Source organism: Cupriavidus sp. (genome assembly GCF_057315035.1).
In genome coordinates this window covers 104,664-121,633 of the sequence record NZ_DBHKYV010000025.1, presented here as the reverse complement: position 1 = coordinate 121,633, position 16,970 = coordinate 104,664, and the positions used below count along the sequence as shown (strand labels likewise).

Sequence of the window (16,970 nt, the reverse complement as noted above, 5' to 3'; positions counted from 1 at the left end):
ATGATGGCGCAGACGTGGCCGGGTGTGACAGCCATGCTGGCATCCGCGCGCGGGTTACAGCCCTCCCCGTAACCCCCGTCACCCCCGTCATCCGCCGTCACCACACCACAACCGTGCACCTGTTCGAGCCAGCGCGGCATGGCCGGCAGGCAACCGGCCAGGCGCTCGCGGTTGGCCGCGACGGCGGCCGGATCATCCCCGACATGCGTGCCGAGATTCAGCCCCCCGGCTGCGCCACCGGCCAATCCATATGGGCCAGCGCTGACGCCGCCATGCCGCGTGGTGGAGAGCGCCCGCACATGCGCCGGCGCGGGCCAGTCGGGGACGATCCATGCCGCGGCATCAGTCGTCGTCATCGTCCTCGCCTCCTTCGTACCAGACGCTTTCGTCATACCCCTCGTCGTCCTCGTCTTCCTGCATCTGGCCTTCAAAATCGAGCGCGTCGATCAGAGCCTGCAGATCCTCGGGGGGCTCGGCTTCCCACGACTTCTTGCGCCCCGTTACCGGATGCACCAGACCCAATCGGTAAGCATGCAATGCCTGGCGATTGAACGGCACCGGCAGCGTCACGCGCACCGCTGGGCGCTGACCGCGTTGCGTGGCCTTGTGGTAGACCGGATCTCCCACCAGCGGATGGCCAATCGACTCGAAATGCACGCGAATCTGGTGCGTGCGGCCCGTTTCGAGTTGACACATCACCATCGACACCTTCGAGCGGCCCAGCGGCACGGTGCCAAGGGTCTCGAAATGCGTGCGCGATGGCTTGCCGCTGTTGGTATGGACGATTGCCATGCGCGTGCGCTCGCGCGGATCGCGTCCGATCGGCGCGTCGATGGTACCGTCATCGGGCGTTTCGCCCCAGACCAGCGCAAGGTAGGTCCGCTTGACCGTGCGCGCAGCCAATTGCCGAACCAGCGCGGTCTGCGAGGTCAGGGTCCGAGCCACCACCATGAGGCCGGAAGTTTCCTTGTCGAGCCGATGCACGATGCCGGCACGCGGCAGTTGGGCGGCATGCGGGTCGCGATGCAGCAGCCCATTGAGGACCGTCCCGCTCCAGTTGCCCGCGGCAGGATGCACCACCAGGCCTGCCGGCTTGTTGATGACCAGCAGCGCATCGTCTTCGTAGACCACGTCCAGCGGTACGTCTTCGGATGTGAAGGCCAGCGATTCGGGGGCAGCCTGCGGCTGGATCTCGATCCGCTGGCCCATCTGGACCGAAGCCTTGGCGCGGCTCGGCTCGCCATCCACCCGCACGGCACCGTCCTCGATCCATTGCTGGATCCGGCTACGCGAAAATTCACTGAAGTGCCGCGCGAGTAATTTGTCGAGCCGTTCGCCATGGCTGGCGCTGTCGACTTCAAGGTACAACGGCACGAAATCCGGTGCTGCAGGCGCCGCAGCGGGCACCTCGCTGTTGAATTCACCCTCGCCGTCATCGGTGGCAAACTCGTCGTCCAGGGCGTCGGATTCGGGGTCGGTCACCTCTGCGGATTCGGTGTGGCGTTCCAGACCGGTTGTGGTCTGGGGGCTTCGGCTATAATGCTTGGCGCTATTTTTTTTCATCCGGAACAGGTTGCCCATGCAAGTGCAGAGCATGAAACGCGCTAACTGGCGCGCGAAAATTGGAGCGGTTTTGCTCGCAGGCGGCTGCGTCATGCTGTCGGCATGCGGCCTGCTTGGAGACCAGCCTGACGAAACGGCAGGTTGGTCGGCCAACAAATTATATTCGGAAGCCAAGGATGCCCTCGATGGCGGCGACTACACACGCGCCGTCAAGCTCTATGAGAAGCTCGAGGGCCGCTATCCGTTTGGCCGATTCGCACAGCAGGCGCAGATCGACACCGCTTACGCCAACTACAAGGATGGCGAGACCGCCGCCGCGCTGGCCGCGGTGGATCGCTTCATCCAGTTGCATCCGAGCCACCCGAACATTGATTATGCCTATTACCTCAAGGGCCTGATCAACTTTAACGACAACCTCGGCTGGCTGGGCCGTTTCTCGGGCCAGGACCTGAGCGAGCGTGACCCCAAGGCCGCGCGTGCTGCCTATGACGCGTTCCAGATCCTGATCACGCGTTATCCGGACAGCAAGTTCACGCCTGACGCAACGATGCGGATGCAGTACATCGTCAATTCGCTGGCCCAGCACGAGGTGCACGCCGCACGCTATTACTATCGCCGCGGCGCCTACCTGGCTGCAGTCAACCGGGCCCAGCAGGCGTTGAAGGACTACGACGGGGCTCCGGCCAACGAGGAAGCGCTGTACATCATGGTCCGGTCCTATGACGCTCTCGGCATGAAGGACTTGCGTGACGACACGGCGCGTGTGATGGAACGCAATTACCCGAACAGCGACTTCATCAAGTATGGCCAGCGCCGCAAGGACAAATCCTGGTGGGAAGTGTTCTGATCGGGCGGGTTACTTCGCATTGATTCGAAAAAGGCCGCGACTGGATCCAGTCGCGGCCTTTTTCATTTGCCGCGCGCCGGCGCACGATCCTTTTCAACGCCACTGCCTGCCTCGACCATCATCGGCCAGCCTCAGTCAACATCGCCCTCTTCTGCCGTATCGCGCCTGAACATGCCATTCTGCACGCCATATCGGCACAGCTCGGCGTCGCTGCGGATCCCGAGTTTGTTCATGGCGCTGGTCTTGTGGGTACTGACCGTCTTGATGCTACGTTTGAGATGCCGCGCCACCGCGCTCACCGACATCCCGCCGACGTAGAGCCCAACCACCTCGACCTCCCGTGGGCTCAGGCCCGTCAATGACGCCATGCCAGCGCATGGTCCGGACACCAGCGCCACATCGCGACGAATCGTCGTACCGATGTAACTGCGCTGCTGGAACGCCGCCACGATGGCTGCACGCAGCTCCCTCAGGTCATCGCGCTTGCTGAGAACGGCAAACACACCTGCATCGCGCACGCGCTGCAGCAGCGCCGGCTGATCCCGCATTGTCAGCACGACCACCTTTACCGCCGGAAAATGCTGCCGAAACGCATGCAGCATCGGCAACCCATCGGGCTGCCCTCCCCCCGGCATATACAAGTCCGTCACGACTACGTCGCATTCGTGCGTGGTCACGATGCTGAACAGTTCCTCCACGTTGGCCGCCTCGCCAACAATCGAAAAACCCAGCTCCAAGGAAAGTACCTGGCGCATGCCCATCCGGATCAGCGAATGGTCATCGGCAAGCGCGATTCGAATATTCATGTGTTCATGTTCCCGCTGCCTGCAGCAGCCATCCGACGCGCCAACGGCTTAGAAGAATCAGATAAATCCTAGCCGAGGCATCCGCGCGGCTGCCTATGATCCTAACCAGTCTTCGGTAAGGAACCGATCAAGGCCAATCAAGAGGATTCGGCCTCCAGCACGCAACACCGTCATCGCAGCCTGCGACGCACAACGCGCTGCACATCGCGCGCGCAACGCCCGCACCCCAGCCAGATTACCCGCCAACAGGCTCCAGCCACTGGAAGCCAAGGGAGAGCCTTTTCCTGTCATTTCCCGATTCACCTCAACCACTGGATTCCTGCCATGTCTACGACGAAATCGCGTTCGGTCAGCACGGGTATCGCACCAACACCATTCCCCCCTTTGTCGCCGGAAGCCGACGCCTGCAAGCAACAACGGCTTCAAACCCATGCCAAGCGTGCTTTGGATGTCGTTGCCGCCATCACGCTGTTGCTGCTGCTCTCACCCTTGCTTTGCGTGATCGGATTACTGGTCATGCGCGACGGTGGCCCTTGCGTCTACCGCCATGCCAGGATCGGCAAGAACGGAAAAATGTTTGCGTGCCTCAAGTTCCGGTCCATGGTGCCCGATGCCGATGCCGCGTTAGCGCGCCATCTGGCCACCGACCCGGAAGCCCGTGCCGAATGGGAACGGGATTTCAAGCTGCGCCACGATATCCGCATCACAAGGCTCGGCCGGTTTATCCGGCACACCAGTCTCGATGAACTGCCTCAACTCTGGAACGTCCTGCGCGGTGACATGAGCCTCGTCGGCCCTCGCCCGATCGTTGAAAAAGAACTGGAGCGGTATGGCGATGCAGCCGCCTGCTATATGCGCGTGCGTCCCGGCATCACCGGCCTCTGGCAGGTCAGCGGCCGCAACGACACGGGCTACGAGCGGCGCGTATCGCTTGATGTCAGCTATGTCAGGAACTGGACATTGTCTGGTGACCTCCTGATCCTGTTCCGCACCATCGGTGTCGTACTGGTGGGTCGCGGCGCTTACTGATCCGCGCATCCACCACAGCCACGCGCCCCCGCCTTCCGCCCAACATCACACGCGGTCCGACTTCAGCAACAGCATCGACAGCGCCGCCACGCTGGACAGATGCCGCATATAACTACCCAGATCCGGCTCGAACAGCATCGACACCGCCACGTGTGCCAGCACGAGGCACGCTGGCAGCGATCGAACGCCTCGCGCGCCACTGCGCATTGCATGGACGACTTGCACCGCGGGTGGCCACGCCGCGAGCAATACCCAGCATTGCATTGCCAACTCCTTTACACCCGGACTCCACAGTACGGCGAGATTGAGTCGGCATACCGCATACAGATAGTTTGCGGCAAAGGCTGACAAGGAATCCGGCCGGAACGGATTGTAAAAACTGGTCCGCGCGCCGTATGGCGACTGGAACATCAGGTAATCGACTGCGATGTCGCGTGGATACTGAAGCGCGAGAAAGATCGCGGGTGGCAAGCAAGCCATTGCCCAGATCGCCGACGCGATGACTACGACCCGCCAGCGGCAACCCACGCAAATCAACAGGTAGAACACTGTCGCCATGCCAAGTATCAAGGCAAAGTACGCGCGCAGCGTCACCGCGTAGGCCAGATAAAGGACCGCCGCCAGGATCCAGGTTCGGGCCGCGGCATTGCCACGGCGTGCCGACGCAGCCACCATCAACGACATCAGCACCACCAGCGTGTCCTTGCCGGCGACGAAAAGATTGAAGAATACGCACGGTGCGGCAAGAGCCAGCGCCGGAATCAGCAACCCGACGCGGTCGACGCGCATGGCAATCGACCAGATCAGCCAGATGCCGGTACCCAGGACCAATGCGTCGACGCCAGCGCCAAAGCCCAGAAAAAGCCTGCCGACGGCGTCGAATGAACTGCCCGCGTAGGTTTGAGCCCCGTCCATCTGCTCCTGGATCTTCTGCGCATCGCGGAAGATTGCCGCCGGCAGCAATCGACCGGCATTCAGATAGACCAGCACGTACAGCGCCACGCCGGATGCGGCCATGACCCACCTGACGCCCCGACTCAACATTGTTGCTGCCCCATGCCTGGCGGATCGGGGTCAAGCCGTTGCCGCAAGGACCAGGCAAGCCAGCCCGCAATCATCAGGCTGACGCAGCCGTGCGCAAGCGCTGCGCCTGCCATGCCGTTCGCGCCAATCAATATGGATGCGAGCGGCATGCCGGCACAGGCCAGCGCCGTCAGGCCGAGCAAGGTGCAACCACGCATCTCAAGGGCAATCACCGCAGCCCACTGGATGTCCGTCATGGCCCGCACAACGAACGACGCCAACAGGATGCCGAACACAAACCGGTCCGCCTCCATGTCCGTCGACGACCTGCCTGCAAGTGCCAGAACGAGGTCCAGCAGGCACCACAAAGCCAGCGCCGTCACCAGCGATGTACCGAAAGCCGCCAGCGTCTGGCGCTTCAGCAGCGCTGCCACCTGCAGCGGCGCGGCATGCGCCGCTCGCGCCAGCGCCGGGCCCGCCGTGGTTGCCAGCGAGGCATGTGCGAGCGTCTGAACGGCATTGGCGATGGCCCATAGGAACACATAGCGGCCGACTTCCCCGGCGCTCATGATCCAGGCGCCAATCAGGCGTTCCGCATACTGCGTAGCCGACAGCATGATCGCCGCGAGATAGTATCCGGCGCCCCGCTGCCAGACGTGCCACAACGCGGCGGGCCATAAGAAAGCGGCATGCCCCTCGTCCGGCGAAACCTGCGACCTGACGACGCCAAACCGCCACCAGCCGCAGACAATCACCAGCAGGTTGCCCGTAGCCCATAAGACCAGCACGCCAGCCATCCCGGTGATCGCACCGCTCATCAGCCCGCCAATCGCCGCCACGGCCCATAGCCCCGTACGGGCAAACATCAGCCATGAGGCAATCTGGCGCCGGTGCAGTGAATAAAGGTAGCTGTTGATCTCGAATGCCTGATGGTCGGTCACCACCACTGCAATCGTCAGTGCCGTCAGGGAGGCCGGCACTGCCCAGCTCTGCGCCACGCCGGCGCACCATAACCACGTTGCGGCGATCGCTAGCAACAGATAGCTTGCGAGGTGGATCCACGCGAGCCGGGTCACCGCCAGAATCGCCGTGCCTGGCGCACTGGCCAGTTTCCGGTTGATTTCGGCACTGAAGCCGAGTCCCAGGACCTTGGAGCCGATCACCGCTGCCGCGACCGCGAGCCCATACTCGGCTACTGCGGCGTAGCCAAGCGTACGCGCGATGACCAGGGCCAGTGCAAACTTTGCGCCGAGCGCCAGCGCGCGCAAGACCAACACCATCAGCACCGGCATGCTGCCCCTACCGTCCTGCTGGTTTGGAGCCGGCATCACGCAGGGACTGCACCATGCCATGCCGCTGCGCATTTAGCTCCGCCACGCGGCGCATCAGGCAGGCCTGGAACCGTTCCGCGGCGCCCCGTGCGAGCATCGTATCCAGGACAGCCGCCGGGTCGAATGCCGCGGCATTCTGCACCCAGTGACTGAGTCCCAGATCTTCGTAGGCACCAAAGCCCTTGCGCTCGTAGCTGAGGTGGTAGGCAGGCACTCCTGCCAGCAGGGATTCCAGCGCACCGTGCAGGCGGACCGAAACCACCATGTCAGGCCGATCGATGCGCAGCAGGTTCTGCAGCGAGCCAACTGGCTCGATCTGGAGCGACCGGTAGAACCTGGTATCGTCATTGCCACGCACCGCACTCTGCACCGCGAAGCTCACACGGCATTCGCGCCGTAGCAGCGCAATCAGTTGCGCGATAGCCCGCAGATAGTGCTCGCGCCGCTCCCGGCTCCATGCTGACGCTTTGCGCAGCACCATCGCGACATGCCGGACCGGCTGTCCGGCCTGGAAGCTCGTCGCGGCGCTGGTCAGACGTTTGCCGAGTTCAAGGATCGCCAGATCGGGGGCCCGACTGGTATTGGCGTTGCCCGTGAGCCATTGCATCGATCGCTGGTCGCGAACATACACACGCTCCAACGCACCCAACTGGCATGCCAGCGTATCCGCGAGGCGTGACGGCATGGATCCATACCCGGCGGGAATCGGCCCGATGCTCTGTGGCAGATAGATTGCCGGTCGCCCCGATTCGACTGCAGCGCGTAGTTGCACAAGATGCCCCGCCCGCAGCTTGAGCGCCTCGGCAATGGTGCGCGCACGCAGGTAACCGCCACCCACGCCGACGATCATGTCGGAGGCGTCCAGCAGTTGCCGCAGCCCACGCGTGCCCGACGTGGGTATCGACAACAGCGTTGCGCCACATGCCCAGGCGCGCCGCCAGCCCTGTTGCGCGATGACCGGCGCAGGGTACACCGACTCGCAAACACCAAACGGTGTGGCAAACGGTGTGGCAAATGATGGCGGATCCGACGCCACCAGCGTCACACGTGCATGCTCCCCGAGGGCTTCGCGGATCAGGCGCAAGGACAGATCGACCAGCAATCCGTCGCCGGCATTGTGCCGACTGTAGGCATGCAGCAGCGTGATACGGCAACCACTCATCGCGGCTCTCCATTGACAACTTCGTGATAGACCTGTGCCGTTCGTTGCACCATGGTGTCCACTGCGTAACGGCCCGCAGCGTCAGCACAGTTGCGACGCATACGCTGGCGCAGGGCTTCATTGCGCAGTAGTCGCTCCAGCGCGTCTGCAAGCGGGCGCGGATCGTCGTTGTTGATGACGACGAGGCCGATCTGTTCGCCATCCACGAGTTCGTTCGCACCGGCGACGCGTGTCGTGACGATGGGTACCTGTGCCGCCATGGCTTCCAGATAGACGTACGGAAAGCCCTCATAACGACTCGGCAACAGCAGCGCATCGAATGCCGGAAAACAGGCACTCGCATGATCGACCTTGCCGATCAGTCGCAGATTGGCGGGCAGGCAATGCGCCGGCATGCCCGCAGCCGCCGCAAAATCGCCGATGCCGACGACCGCGATTTCCAGCGACGGCCCGAACCGCCTGTACAGCAGTTCGGCAACGCGTACCAGCCTGTCCACCCCCTTCTGATACGCAAAGCGGCCCACGAAGCCCACCACCCACTGCGTGGGATGCAGGCCCAGGGCGCGGCGTGCCGCGACGCGCGTCAGCCTGACGTGCCTGGCATCATCAGACACGCCGTTGTGGATCGTGGTGATGCGCGCACGCGGAATGCCCAGCGCCTCGTTTGCATGACGCGCCTCGGCATGCGACACGGCAATCAGCCGGTGGCTGCGCAAGCGGCCAAGCAAAGCCTCCACGCCACCGAAGACTCGACGGCGCGCGGCCGACAGTGACGGGTCCAGTGTGTAGAGCGCGTGCGGCGTATAGACCTGCCGCCATGGACCGATACAGCCGCGTGCCAGCGCCCCGGCCTTCGAACTATGGCTGTGCACGATGTCGGGCCGGATGCGCCATAGCAGCCGGTAGATGCACAGCCATGCAAGGGCATCGCGCCAGCCGATCCGCTGCTGCATGGGCACCAGGCTGACACTGGCGCAGCATGCCTGAACATCGCTGCCGATCTTCGCGGTATCCAGACGCTCGCTTTCAGGCAGGATCAGGTGCACGTGCTGGTCCATGGCCGCCAACCCCCGCACCAGATCGGCGAGGTGCGTCGCCACGCCGCCCGCGGCCGCCTCGGCAACGATCACCACGCGCAAGCGCGCCTTGCCAGTGGTAGGCGTGCCGCTCATATGCGCCCGCCTTTGCGCCAGAGTGCCCATAACCGGCCTGCCGCGCTGGCCGCATCATGGTGGTAGTAGCCGCCGTGCCGGTAGCCGTAGCTGCCAAGGCGTGGCTGGAAACCGTTCAGGATCACGCCATCGGGGGTGATGCCACACATGCGCAATCGCTTGCACGTGGCCTCGAGGTCTGCAAGTCGGGAATGGTTCATGCGCGCCACCAGCAGCACGACATCGGCGTGGCGCGCCATGGTCGCGGCGTCTGCAGCAACCGGCACGGGAGGGGTGTCGATCAGCACGATGTCATAGTGCCCGCGCAGTGCCGCGATGCATGCACCGTAATCGGCAACCGCCAGCAATTCACCAACATTCGGATGAGAGCTGCCCTGGCATAACAGGTCGACGCCATGCAGTACTTCGCGCTGTACGAAGCTGCCGGCGCGGGCCACGTCCCCAAGCGCATCGGCAAGGCCCGGCGCCACCGGACGGCGGAAGATCCGATGCAACGTGCCACGGCGCATGTCGCCGTCGACCAGCAGTACGCGTTGGCCCGCCGAGGCCAGCACCGCCGCAAGGTTGGCGACGGCGAAGGTCTTGCCGGCGCCCGGTTCTGCACCCGTCATCAACAGCACGTTGCGCTCTCGGCTCAGGCCGGACAACTGCAATGCCGTGCGCAGGCTGCGCAGACTTTCCACCGCCGGATCCGACGGCGCCAAGCTGGCCAGCAGGTGCACGCCGTGATTGCCGGCATCCGCTGCGGAAATGCGGTGCTGTTGCGCGGAATTCGGCACGATACCCAGTACGCTGAGCCCCAGTATCTGCTCGACCTGCTCGGGCTCGCCAACGGTTCGGGCGATCCAGTCCAGCGCAAGCGCGGTGCCGGCACCCGCTATCAGACCCGCGAGCATGGCGATCAACACCACGCGCAACCGGTCGGGAGCCACGGGGTCCTCGGCGGCTACCGCGAGATCCACCACGCGGGCACTCGCAACGCGCCCTGCCTTCATCAGTTCGAGCTGCTGCGCACTGGCCCGCAATGACGTGTAAAGCTCCGTGGCCACGCGCACATCGAGCGTCAGTTGTGCGGTGCGTCGTTGCTGCTCCGGCATCTGCCGCACCATCCGGTCCAGATCCTGCTGCTTGCCTCGCACCACGGCAACCTGCTGATCGACGGCCTTCAGCGCAGGATGTTCACCCGTGAAACGGGTGGCCAGCTCATGCCGTTTCTGCTTCAGCCAGAGCAGTTGAGTCTGCGTTTCCGCAGTCGCCTTCAGGGCAATCCTGGCTTCCTCGGTCAGATCGACGATGCCCTCCTGCGCCGTCATCGACGTGTAGCGTCCCTGGGCGATCTCCAGCTGCCGCTTCAGATCGGGAAGCTGCCTTTCCAGGAATGCCAGTGATTGTGCGGCTTCCGCCGACTTGCGTGCCACATTCTGCGCGACATACTGTTCTCCGATCTCGTGCAATAGCGCACGCACCTGCTCCGGGTCGGGCCCGGTCAGCGTGGCAACCAGAACGCCCGACTGCCGGGCCGGTTCCCTCACCACCAGCTTGTCGCGCACGGCAGCCACGGTCTTGTGCCGCGATTGACGCACCAGCGTGAACTCGGCACCGGGCCGGCAGGAACACCCCGTCACCTTCAAGCGGATCTCGCCGTCACGCGACAGCACGGCGCGCTCGACTGCCACTTCACCACGCAGCGGTACCGCGAGACCTGGCCCCTCCAATTGCCAGGCTGTAGCCGATTGCATCGTCAGTACGAATGCTTCACCTTCCAGCGCATGCGGCACATCGAACCGTATGACATCGATTGCCTCGGCTGTATCGCCGCGCGTGACGCGCCATCGTGCGAGCAGATTGCCAATCACGGGCAGGCGCGATGGCCCCGCCTCGATGTCGAGGTGCAGCGCCTCCACGGCGCGTTGCACCACCAGTCGGGACCCGATGATCTGCGTCTCCGCACCCGGTGACGACTTCACATCGAATAACGATGCCGCATCGCCAAGCAGGCTCCAGGCCGACGATGCGGCCGCCCCATCATCGATCTGGATCATCAGGTCGGCCTGATAGACCGGCCTGGCTACAAGCGCGTAGCCCAGGCCCAGCAGCGAGAATGCCAGCGTGACCGTCACCACATGCCAGCGGCGGCGCAACAGCACCTCGACCAACCGGGCCAGGGAGATCACGTCGCGCGAATCCGAACGATCTGCCGCCATGTTCAGTCCAATGCCCGGATACGCGGCGCCCAGTCATCCACGCCATCGCGGATGCATGAAAACGCCTGCACGAACGCCTCGCGCTGCAGGCCGTGAGGATCCGGTATGTTGCAGCCGGTGCGCTGGCCAAGACGATAGACATGTCCGGAGCATTGTGGATAGCGAAGCTGGATCGAGAGCTTCTGCGCGTCGCTCATCGTCAGCACCAGCTCCGCCCCGGCAACGTCACGCCCGGTCAACCGATGCGCGCGATGACCGCTCAGATCGATGCCGGCGTCCGCGCACACCGCGGCCGCAAGCGGGTCAACTGGCGCACCCGGCATCGCATGTAGCCCGGCCGAGCGTACGGTGAAGCCCGGCAACGACTGGCCCAACAGCCCCATCGCCATCGGGCTGCGACAGATGTTGCCCACGCACACGACAAGCACGACGCGGGTCATTTCAGGGTGCTCGCGGTGGCATTGACGAATTGCGCGCTGGGGATCAACTGGTTCACAACGCGCGCCCAGCGCGTGATGTCGCCCGCGTCCACGTAGACCACATCGCGCGGCCGCAGCGGAAAACCTTCGGCCAGCGCAAGTGCCACGGGTGAGTGCGCATCGATATGGAAGACCTCGGGGCGTCCTGCTGCATGCCTGCGTACCACGTAGATCTGCCGCGGATCGCTGGTTCGGGGGTTGACACCTCCCGCCTCGCCCAATGCTTCGCCAAGCGTCAGGCTGCCATTGCGCGGCAACACCGCCAGCGGCTTGTTGACCTCGCCCAGCACGAACACCTTGCCGTCCTCGCGCGGTGCGACGTGCACGAGGTCGCCACCGCGCAACTGGATGCCTGAGGGGTCGCGTCCGGCCTGCAATAGCGCAGGAAGATCGATGATCCAGCTACGGTCCTTGCGGGACACACGGATGCGACTGCTGTCGCCGCTACTGCCGTTGATACCTCCGGCGCGTCCAAGCGCCTCCACGAGGGTCATCGGAACATCGTCAACAAACTGGGAGCCTGGCGACCTGACCTCGCCGTCGACATAGATGCGCTGACTCCGATATGCGAGCACGCGCACGGTTACCTGCGGTGCATGCACCACGCGCGCCAGCGAGCGAGTCAGACGTTCCCGCACATCCTCCGCGGTGAGACCCGCCACCTTCATGGTACCGACGTACGGAAACTGGATGTGCCCCTGCTGGCTGACCACATAGCCCGGCACGCTGGGCGCACCGCTATAGGCAGAGTTCTCGAATCCGATACCCGCGGTATAGGTCTGGGTCGGGAACACCAACTCGGGGTGGTCCCACACCACGATCGACAGGATATCGGCGGGACCAATGCGGTACGGTTGCGGCGGGGTGAGCAACGCATCAAGATCCTGGCTGACGCGCCTTGGCTCCGAGCTCAGCGTCTTGACCAGATCCCATGAAATGGGCGTGACGCCCTCCGGCGACTCCTCGGTGGCCACCGGCAGGTCCCGATCTGCCCGCATACCTGGCGCCAATGTACAACCAACCAACACGGTACTAACCAGTACCGCCGTCAGGCATGTTTTCGCTCGCATCTCGCACGTCCCAGAAACCGACGCGATCTTAGCGAGCCACTGCCCAGACTCCCCTAGGAATAATCTGATTCCAATAACGCCGCAGCCCTGGCAGGGGGAGATCCGGCAGAAACGGCTATTTCTAGAATTTCTTCGATGTCGCCATGCATATGGCGTGCAGTATTTTTACGATTCGAGCCGGCAAAAGAATCGACCATGACCCGCCCACCGTTGATTCGGGTACATCTCGCAGATGACCACCCCCTGATCATTGAAGGCGTACGCTGGATATTGTCAGGGACGCCTCATATACAGATAGTCGGCACTGCCCACCATCCTGATGGCTTGCTGGCTTTGATGTCGACCACGCCATGCGATGTGCTGGTCACGGATTTCCACATGCCCGGCGAACATGGTCCCGATGGACTGGTCATGCTTGGCATGATCCGCCGCCTGTTTCCCGACGTGCGCACCGTGGTACTGACCAACCTCAGTCATCCGGCATTGCTTGGCAGCCTGCGCCGCATCGGTGCGCTTGGTGTTCTCAACAAGGGTACCGACATGGCCGAGCTTGTGACGGCAATCGAGACGGCCTACCTGCACGCCTCGCACCTCGGTTGTCCGACCGGCAACCATGGCAGCGAAGCGAACATCAGGATCACGTCTGGCAAGCCGACGCCGTTGACCCCAAGCGAGATCGAAGTCCTGCGGCTGTACACGGTCGGCATGTCGGTTTCGCGGATTTCCATGCATCTGCACCGTAGCATCAAGACCATCAGCAGCCACAAGCGCAAAGCCATGACGAAACTCAGCATCCGCACCGATGCCGACCTGTTCCGCTACGCACGGTCAAATGGATTGAACTGATTGAAGCGCGAATTGCTGCAACCGGCAGCACCCTCCGACAGGTCAGTCTTCCGAAGACTCAGCCGTGTCGGCGTCCGCGCCTGAACGGTTTCCCAGCGACTCCAGGAAACGTACCACCGTCCCGGCTTCACGCGTGCGCGTGAAGGGAGGCAGGCTCTGCCAGATCTGCCGGCCGTAGGGTTTTTCCACCAGCCGTGTGTCGCAGATGGCCAGCACACCCCGGTCCGACTCGGAACGGATAAGCCGTCCCGCACCCTGTTTCAGCGTAATCACGGCATGCGGCAACTGATGTGCCGCGAACGGGCTCAGACCCTTTTTCTGCAGCACTTCCATGCGCGCCGCGAGTACGGGGTCATCGGGCGGCGCGAACGGCAGCTTGTCGATGATGACCAGCGACAACGCCTCGCCGCGGACATCGACACCCTCCCAGAAACTCTGGCTACCCACCAGTACTGCATTGCCCAGCTGACGGAAGCGATCGAGCAATTCGGTGCGGCTGGCCTGGCCCTGCACCAGCAACGGCAGATTGAGGCCGCGTTCGGCAAACAGGTCGTACAGCATGTCCGAAGCCTTTTGCACCGCGCGCAGCGTAGTGCAAAGCAGGAAGGTACGGCCGCCTGCCGCTTCGATCAGCGGCAGTGCCCGCTCCACCACGGCTTCCGTGAACTGCGGCGAATTCGGCGGCGGCATGTCGCGCGGCACGTAGAGCAAGCCCTGCTTTGCATAGTCGAACGGACTCGGCAACGTCAGCGAGCGGTCCTTGTCCAGCCCAAGCTGGGCGGCATAGTGCGTGAAATTGCCTTTGACGGACAACGTCGCCGAGGTAAACACCCACGCGCGCGGCTGCCCGGTGCGCTGCCGGGTAAAGATCGGCGCGATCGACAACGGCGTGCGGTGCAGCTGCACCGTTTGCGAGAACACTTCCACCCAGCGCACGGTGTCGGGGCCAAGCTGGGCCGGTCCGGTCTGCGGTGCGGCCTCGGCGGCAGCTTCCACACTGCCCTCCTGTTCGGAAGCGTCCGCAGGCGTGGAAGCAGGAGCCACGGCAACACGATCGTCGCGCCACGCGGCCAGCCGCTGCGCGATTTCCACCGCGCGCCGATGGCACTGCTCGAGCGTTTCGGCCCGTTCCGCCTGCGATTCCAATGCCTCGACAAAATCCGATAGCGCCGTATCCAGCGCGTCGAGGGTTTCGTAGAACGGTTCGCGCGTGCGCGGATCGGCATCGATCTGACCCAATGCCATGCGCGCGTTGTCCCTGCCGAATGCCAGGCGCAAATCGCGCGCCGCACGTTCCAGTGGCGCGCCCAGTGCGACCCAGTCCACGGCATCGCGGGCATGGGACAGGCCTTCGGCCACCGTATCTCGCGCGAGTTCGAGCAACTGGCTGGTCGACAAGGTCTCGCCGAAGAACAATGTCGCGGTTTCGGGCAACTGGTGTGCTTCGTCGAAGATCACCGTATTGGCCGCCGGCAGCAGTTCGGCCATGCCGGTGTCGCGCAGCACCACATCGGCAAAGAACAGATGATGGTTGACCACTACGACATCGGCCTGCTGTGCCTCCTTGCGGGCGCGCATCACAAAGCATTCCTTGTAATGCGGGCATTCGCTACCCAGGCAGTTATCCCGCGTGGATGTCACCATCTGCCAGACCGGCGCATTCTCGGGCACTGCCGCCAGCTCGGCCTTGTCGCCCGTCGACGTGGTCATTGCAAAGCGCGCGATATCGCGCAGCCACGCCGCGTCCTGCTTCGACGCCAGCCGGCCATTGGCCTGCGCGCGCTCCAGATGATAGTGGCATACGTAGTTGGCGCGGCCCTTGAGCAGCGATACCGAGACCGGCACGTTCAACGCGTGCCGCACCGTGGGAATATCGCGCAGGAACAACTGGTCCTGCAGGTTCTTGGTCCCGGTCGACAGGATTACCTTGCCGCCCCAGAGCATCGCGGGCACCAGATACGCAAAGGTCTTGCCCGTGCCGGTACCCGCCTCGACGATCACGGTGTCGTTCTGCGAGATGGCATTGGCCACCGCTTCGGCCATCTTCTGCTGTGCTGCGCGGGGACGATAGCCGGGAATGGCCGTGGCCAGCGTGCCGGTCTCGGCAAACATTGTTGCCAGTTGCGCGGACTGCGAGGCAGCCTGGCTGGCCGATGCCGCGGCAACGACTTCGCCCAGCGACTCCGCTGGTTCGGACGCCTCGGCGTGATCGGGTAGGAGATCGTCGGTCGAATCGGGCAAGATGGGATTTCTTCGATGTCTGCGGCACACGCTCGTGCCACGGCGAGGATATTTTGCGAAGGTACGGCGCGAAGGTACCGTCGGAAGTACCGCGCGTGGGAATCAGGCGGGGACGTCGGGTTCGAGATGCAACTGCAGCAAGGTGATCGCATCCTTGAGCTTGAGCCGGCGCTTCTTCAGGCGGCGCAGCTGCAATTCGTCGTGCGCGGGATCCGCACAAAGGCGATCGATCAGGAAATCGAGGTCGCGGTGTTCAATCTGCAGCTCGATGATCTGCCGCTGCAGCGTATTGAGATTTTCGTCCATGTTGCGCCTTCCTGCTCCCAGCGGCGGCATAGCCTCCGCCCGACCCCAGCAAACGACTCAGAACCCGAACGGGCTCGGCGTCGAACTCGACCCTTCCTTCTTCTTTTCCTCGGCCTTGGCTCGGCGCTCGTCCAGGTCTTTCTGGCGTTGCGCGGCGTCAGCCTGCTTCTGCTGGTAAGCCTTGGTATTTTCCTGCCGCTGGCGCGCCTGCTCGGTGCCCTTCTGCTGGGCCTCCTGCATGCGCGAATTGAAGTCGTCCTGCTTCTTCTGGTACGCCTGTGCATTGGCCGCCCGCTGGGGCGCCTGGCCACTGGCCTGCGCATCGCGAAGCGCCTGCTCCTGCTGCTTGCGGTCATACGCATCGCGGCTGGCTTGCTCATTGGCCGCCCGGCCCGGCTGGCTGGCCTCGTACTCGGCGCGGCGAATGGCCTGCTCGCGATCGCGCTGGGCCGCCTTGTAGGCGCGCTCCGCATCGCCGACTTCCAGATCCTTCGCACGCAGCACATGCAATTCTTCGCGCTGCGCGTCCTTGGCCTTCTCGATGCAGCTATTGACCAGGAACTTGCTGTAGCACTCGCGCTCCGCCTTCGCAAAACGGTAGTTGGTCCAGGCACGCGAATCGCCGATGGCCTTGCGCTCGGCCTCGAAGTCACGCGGCTGGCCCGGATCTGGCGGTATCGCCGCTGCAGGCGCACGCGCGGCGGCGGCCGGCGCGGACGCCTGTGCGTGGGCCTCGCGCAACGGCGCAGCCAGCAGCAACGCGGCCAGCGCCAGGGTGGTAAGCGCGAGGGTGGTAAGCGAAGTGGAAACCGGGAGAGCCATGACGGCCGGTTTGGGCTTGACGATCATGCCCGGATTCTAGCATCCGGGACCACTTCGGACCCGGGCGGC

Annotated in this window: 15 protein-coding genes and 1 pseudogene; 3 read left to right on the top strand and 13 right to left on the bottom strand. The window is 63.8% G+C overall.

What is annotated here, in order from left to right; genetic code table 11:
• The coding region (locus ACO550_RS25605; protein WP_485995001.1) for a laccase domain-containing protein at positions 1–356 on the bottom strand (356 nt) is incomplete at its 3' end.
• On the bottom strand, positions 343–1,563 hold the full coding sequence (locus tag ACO550_RS25600) for an RluA family pseudouridine synthase (RefSeq protein WP_315597819.1): 1,221 nt from the start codon (positions 1,561–1,563) through the stop codon (positions 343–345). The genes ACO550_RS25600 and ACO550_RS25605, both read right to left, overlap by 14 nt.
• A 16-nt stretch (positions 1,564–1,579) precedes the next feature.
• Here ACO550_RS25600 and ACO550_RS25595 point away from each other — a divergent pair, with 16 nt between their 5' ends.
• Positions 1,580–2,410 (top strand): outer membrane protein assembly factor BamD, encoded by an 831-nt coding sequence (locus ACO550_RS25595; protein WP_315597818.1) that lies wholly within the window; start codon positions 1,580–1,582, stop codon positions 2,408–2,410.
• Positions 2,411–2,541: 131 nt separating this feature from the next.
• On the opposite strand, the gene ACO550_RS25590 is transcribed toward ACO550_RS25595, so the two are convergent.
• Positions 2,542–3,216: a response regulator gene (locus tag ACO550_RS25590; RefSeq protein ID WP_315597817.1), complete on the bottom strand. Its 675-nt coding sequence runs from the start codon at positions 3,214–3,216 to the stop codon at positions 2,542–2,544.
• A 435-nt stretch (positions 3,217–3,651) separates the two neighbouring features.
• Between ACO550_RS25590 and ACO550_RS25585 the strand changes: the two are divergent.
• Positions 3,652–4,245, top strand: a pseudogene (locus tag ACO550_RS25585) (sugar transferase); the annotation flags it as partial.
• 45 nt (positions 4,246–4,290) lie between these two features.
• On the opposite strand, the gene ACO550_RS25580 reads toward ACO550_RS25585, so the two are convergent.
• Genes ACO550_RS25580 through ACO550_RS25550 form a run of 7 tightly spaced genes read right to left on the bottom strand, consistent with a single transcriptional unit; the run spans position 4,291 to position 12,614 of the window.
• The gene (locus ACO550_RS25580; RefSeq protein WP_315597816.1) at positions 4,291–5,262 is read right to left on the bottom strand and encodes a hypothetical protein; all 972 of its coding nucleotides are present in this window, start codon (positions 5,260–5,262) and stop codon (positions 4,291–4,293) included.
• Positions 5,263–5,282: 20 nt separating this feature from the next.
• Positions 5,283–6,599, bottom strand: a complete 1,317-nt coding sequence (locus ACO550_RS25575; RefSeq protein ID WP_485995000.1) for a lipopolysaccharide biosynthesis protein — start codon at positions 6,597–6,599, stop codon at positions 5,283–5,285.
• Positions 6,568–7,761, bottom strand: a complete 1,194-nt coding sequence (locus ACO550_RS25570; protein ID WP_315597814.1) for a polysaccharide pyruvyl transferase family protein — start codon at positions 7,759–7,761, stop codon at positions 6,568–6,570. Before ACO550_RS25570 ends, ACO550_RS25575 begins: the two co-directional genes overlap by 32 nt.
• Positions 7,758–8,933: a glycosyltransferase gene (locus ACO550_RS25565; RefSeq protein WP_315597813.1), complete on the bottom strand. Its 1,176-nt coding sequence runs from the start codon at positions 8,931–8,933 to the stop codon at positions 7,758–7,760. The genes ACO550_RS25570 and ACO550_RS25565 overlap by 4 nt, the downstream gene beginning before the upstream one ends.
• Positions 8,930–11,137: a polysaccharide biosynthesis tyrosine autokinase gene (locus ACO550_RS25560; RefSeq protein WP_315597812.1), complete on the bottom strand. Its 2,208-nt coding sequence runs from the start codon at positions 11,135–11,137 to the stop codon at positions 8,930–8,932. Before ACO550_RS25560 ends, ACO550_RS25565 begins: the two co-directional genes overlap by 4 nt.
• A gap of 2 nt (positions 11,138–11,139) precedes the next feature.
• Complete coding sequence (locus tag ACO550_RS25555; RefSeq protein WP_315597811.1) at positions 11,140–11,577, bottom strand: arsenate reductase/protein-tyrosine-phosphatase family protein; 438 nt, start codon at positions 11,575–11,577, stop codon at positions 11,140–11,142.
• Entirely contained in the window at positions 11,574–12,614 is a 1,041-nt protein-coding gene (locus ACO550_RS25550) for a polysaccharide biosynthesis/export family protein (protein WP_315597810.1), read from the bottom strand. The genes ACO550_RS25555 and ACO550_RS25550 overlap by 4 nt, the downstream gene beginning before the upstream one ends.
• A 207-nt stretch (positions 12,615–12,821) precedes the next feature.
• Here ACO550_RS25550 and ACO550_RS25545 point away from each other — a divergent pair, with 207 nt between their 5' ends.
• Positions 12,822–13,532, top strand: a complete 711-nt coding sequence (locus tag ACO550_RS25545; RefSeq protein WP_315597809.1) for a response regulator — start codon at positions 12,822–12,824, stop codon at positions 13,530–13,532.
• Between the two features lie 42 nt (positions 13,533–13,574).
• Here ACO550_RS25545 and yoaA read toward each other — a convergent pair whose 3' ends face one another.
• From yoaA to ACO550_RS25530, 3 genes are all read right to left on the bottom strand, one after another.
• On the bottom strand, positions 13,575–15,773 hold the full coding sequence (gene yoaA / locus ACO550_RS25540) for a DNA repair helicase YoaA (RefSeq protein ID WP_485994999.1): 2,199 nt from the start codon (positions 15,771–15,773) through the stop codon (positions 13,575–13,577).
• A gap of 102 nt (positions 15,774–15,875) precedes the next feature.
• Complete coding sequence (locus ACO550_RS25535; RefSeq protein ID WP_315597808.1) at positions 15,876–16,079, bottom strand: DUF465 domain-containing protein; 204 nt, start codon at positions 16,077–16,079, stop codon at positions 15,876–15,878.
• Between the two features lie 57 nt (positions 16,080–16,136).
• Positions 16,137–16,928 (bottom strand): hypothetical protein, encoded by a 792-nt coding sequence (locus ACO550_RS25530; RefSeq protein WP_315597807.1) that lies wholly within the window; start codon positions 16,926–16,928, stop codon positions 16,137–16,139.
• Positions 16,929–16,970: the final 42 nt, after the last annotated feature.

Bases quoted from the DNA above. Each gene is read 5' to 3' on its own strand.
- ACO550_RS25600 (WP_315597819.1), bottom strand. From the start codon at position 1,563: ATGAAAAAAAATAGCGCCAAGCATTATAGCCGAAGCCCCCAGACCACA.
- ACO550_RS25595 (WP_315597818.1), top strand. From the start codon at position 1,580: ATGCAAGTGCAGAGCATGAAACGCGCTAACTGGCGCGCGAAAATTGGA.
- ACO550_RS25590 (WP_315597817.1), bottom strand. From the start codon at position 3,216: ATGAATATTCGAATCGCGCTTGCCGATGACCATTCGCTGATCCGGATG.
- ACO550_RS25580 (WP_315597816.1), bottom strand. From the start codon at position 5,262: ATGGCCGCATCCGGCGTGGCGCTGTACGTGCTGGTCTATCTGAATGCC.
- ACO550_RS25570 (WP_315597814.1), bottom strand. From the start codon at position 7,761: ATGAGTGGTTGCCGTATCACGCTGCTGCATGCCTACAGTCGGCACAAT.
- ACO550_RS25565 (WP_315597813.1), bottom strand. From the start codon at position 8,933: ATGAGCGGCACGCCTACCACTGGCAAGGCGCGCTTGCGCGTGGTGATC.
- ACO550_RS25560 (WP_315597812.1), bottom strand. From the start codon at position 11,137: ATGGCGGCAGATCGTTCGGATTCGCGCGACGTGATCTCCCTGGCCCGG.
- ACO550_RS25555 (WP_315597811.1), bottom strand. From the start codon at position 11,577: ATGACCCGCGTCGTGCTTGTCGTGTGCGTGGGCAACATCTGTCGCAGC.
- ACO550_RS25550 (WP_315597810.1), bottom strand. From the start codon at position 12,614: ATGCGGGCAGATCGGGACCTGCCGGTGGCCACCGAGGAGTCGCCGGAG.
- ACO550_RS25545 (WP_315597809.1), top strand. From the start codon at position 12,822: ATGTCGCCATGCATATGGCGTGCAGTATTTTTACGATTCGAGCCGGCA.
- ACO550_RS25535 (WP_315597808.1), bottom strand. From the start codon at position 16,079: ATGGACGAAAATCTCAATACGCTGCAGCGGCAGATCATCGAGCTGCAG.
- ACO550_RS25530 (WP_315597807.1), bottom strand. From the start codon at position 16,928: ATGATCGTCAAGCCCAAACCGGCCGTCATGGCTCTCCCGGTTTCCACT.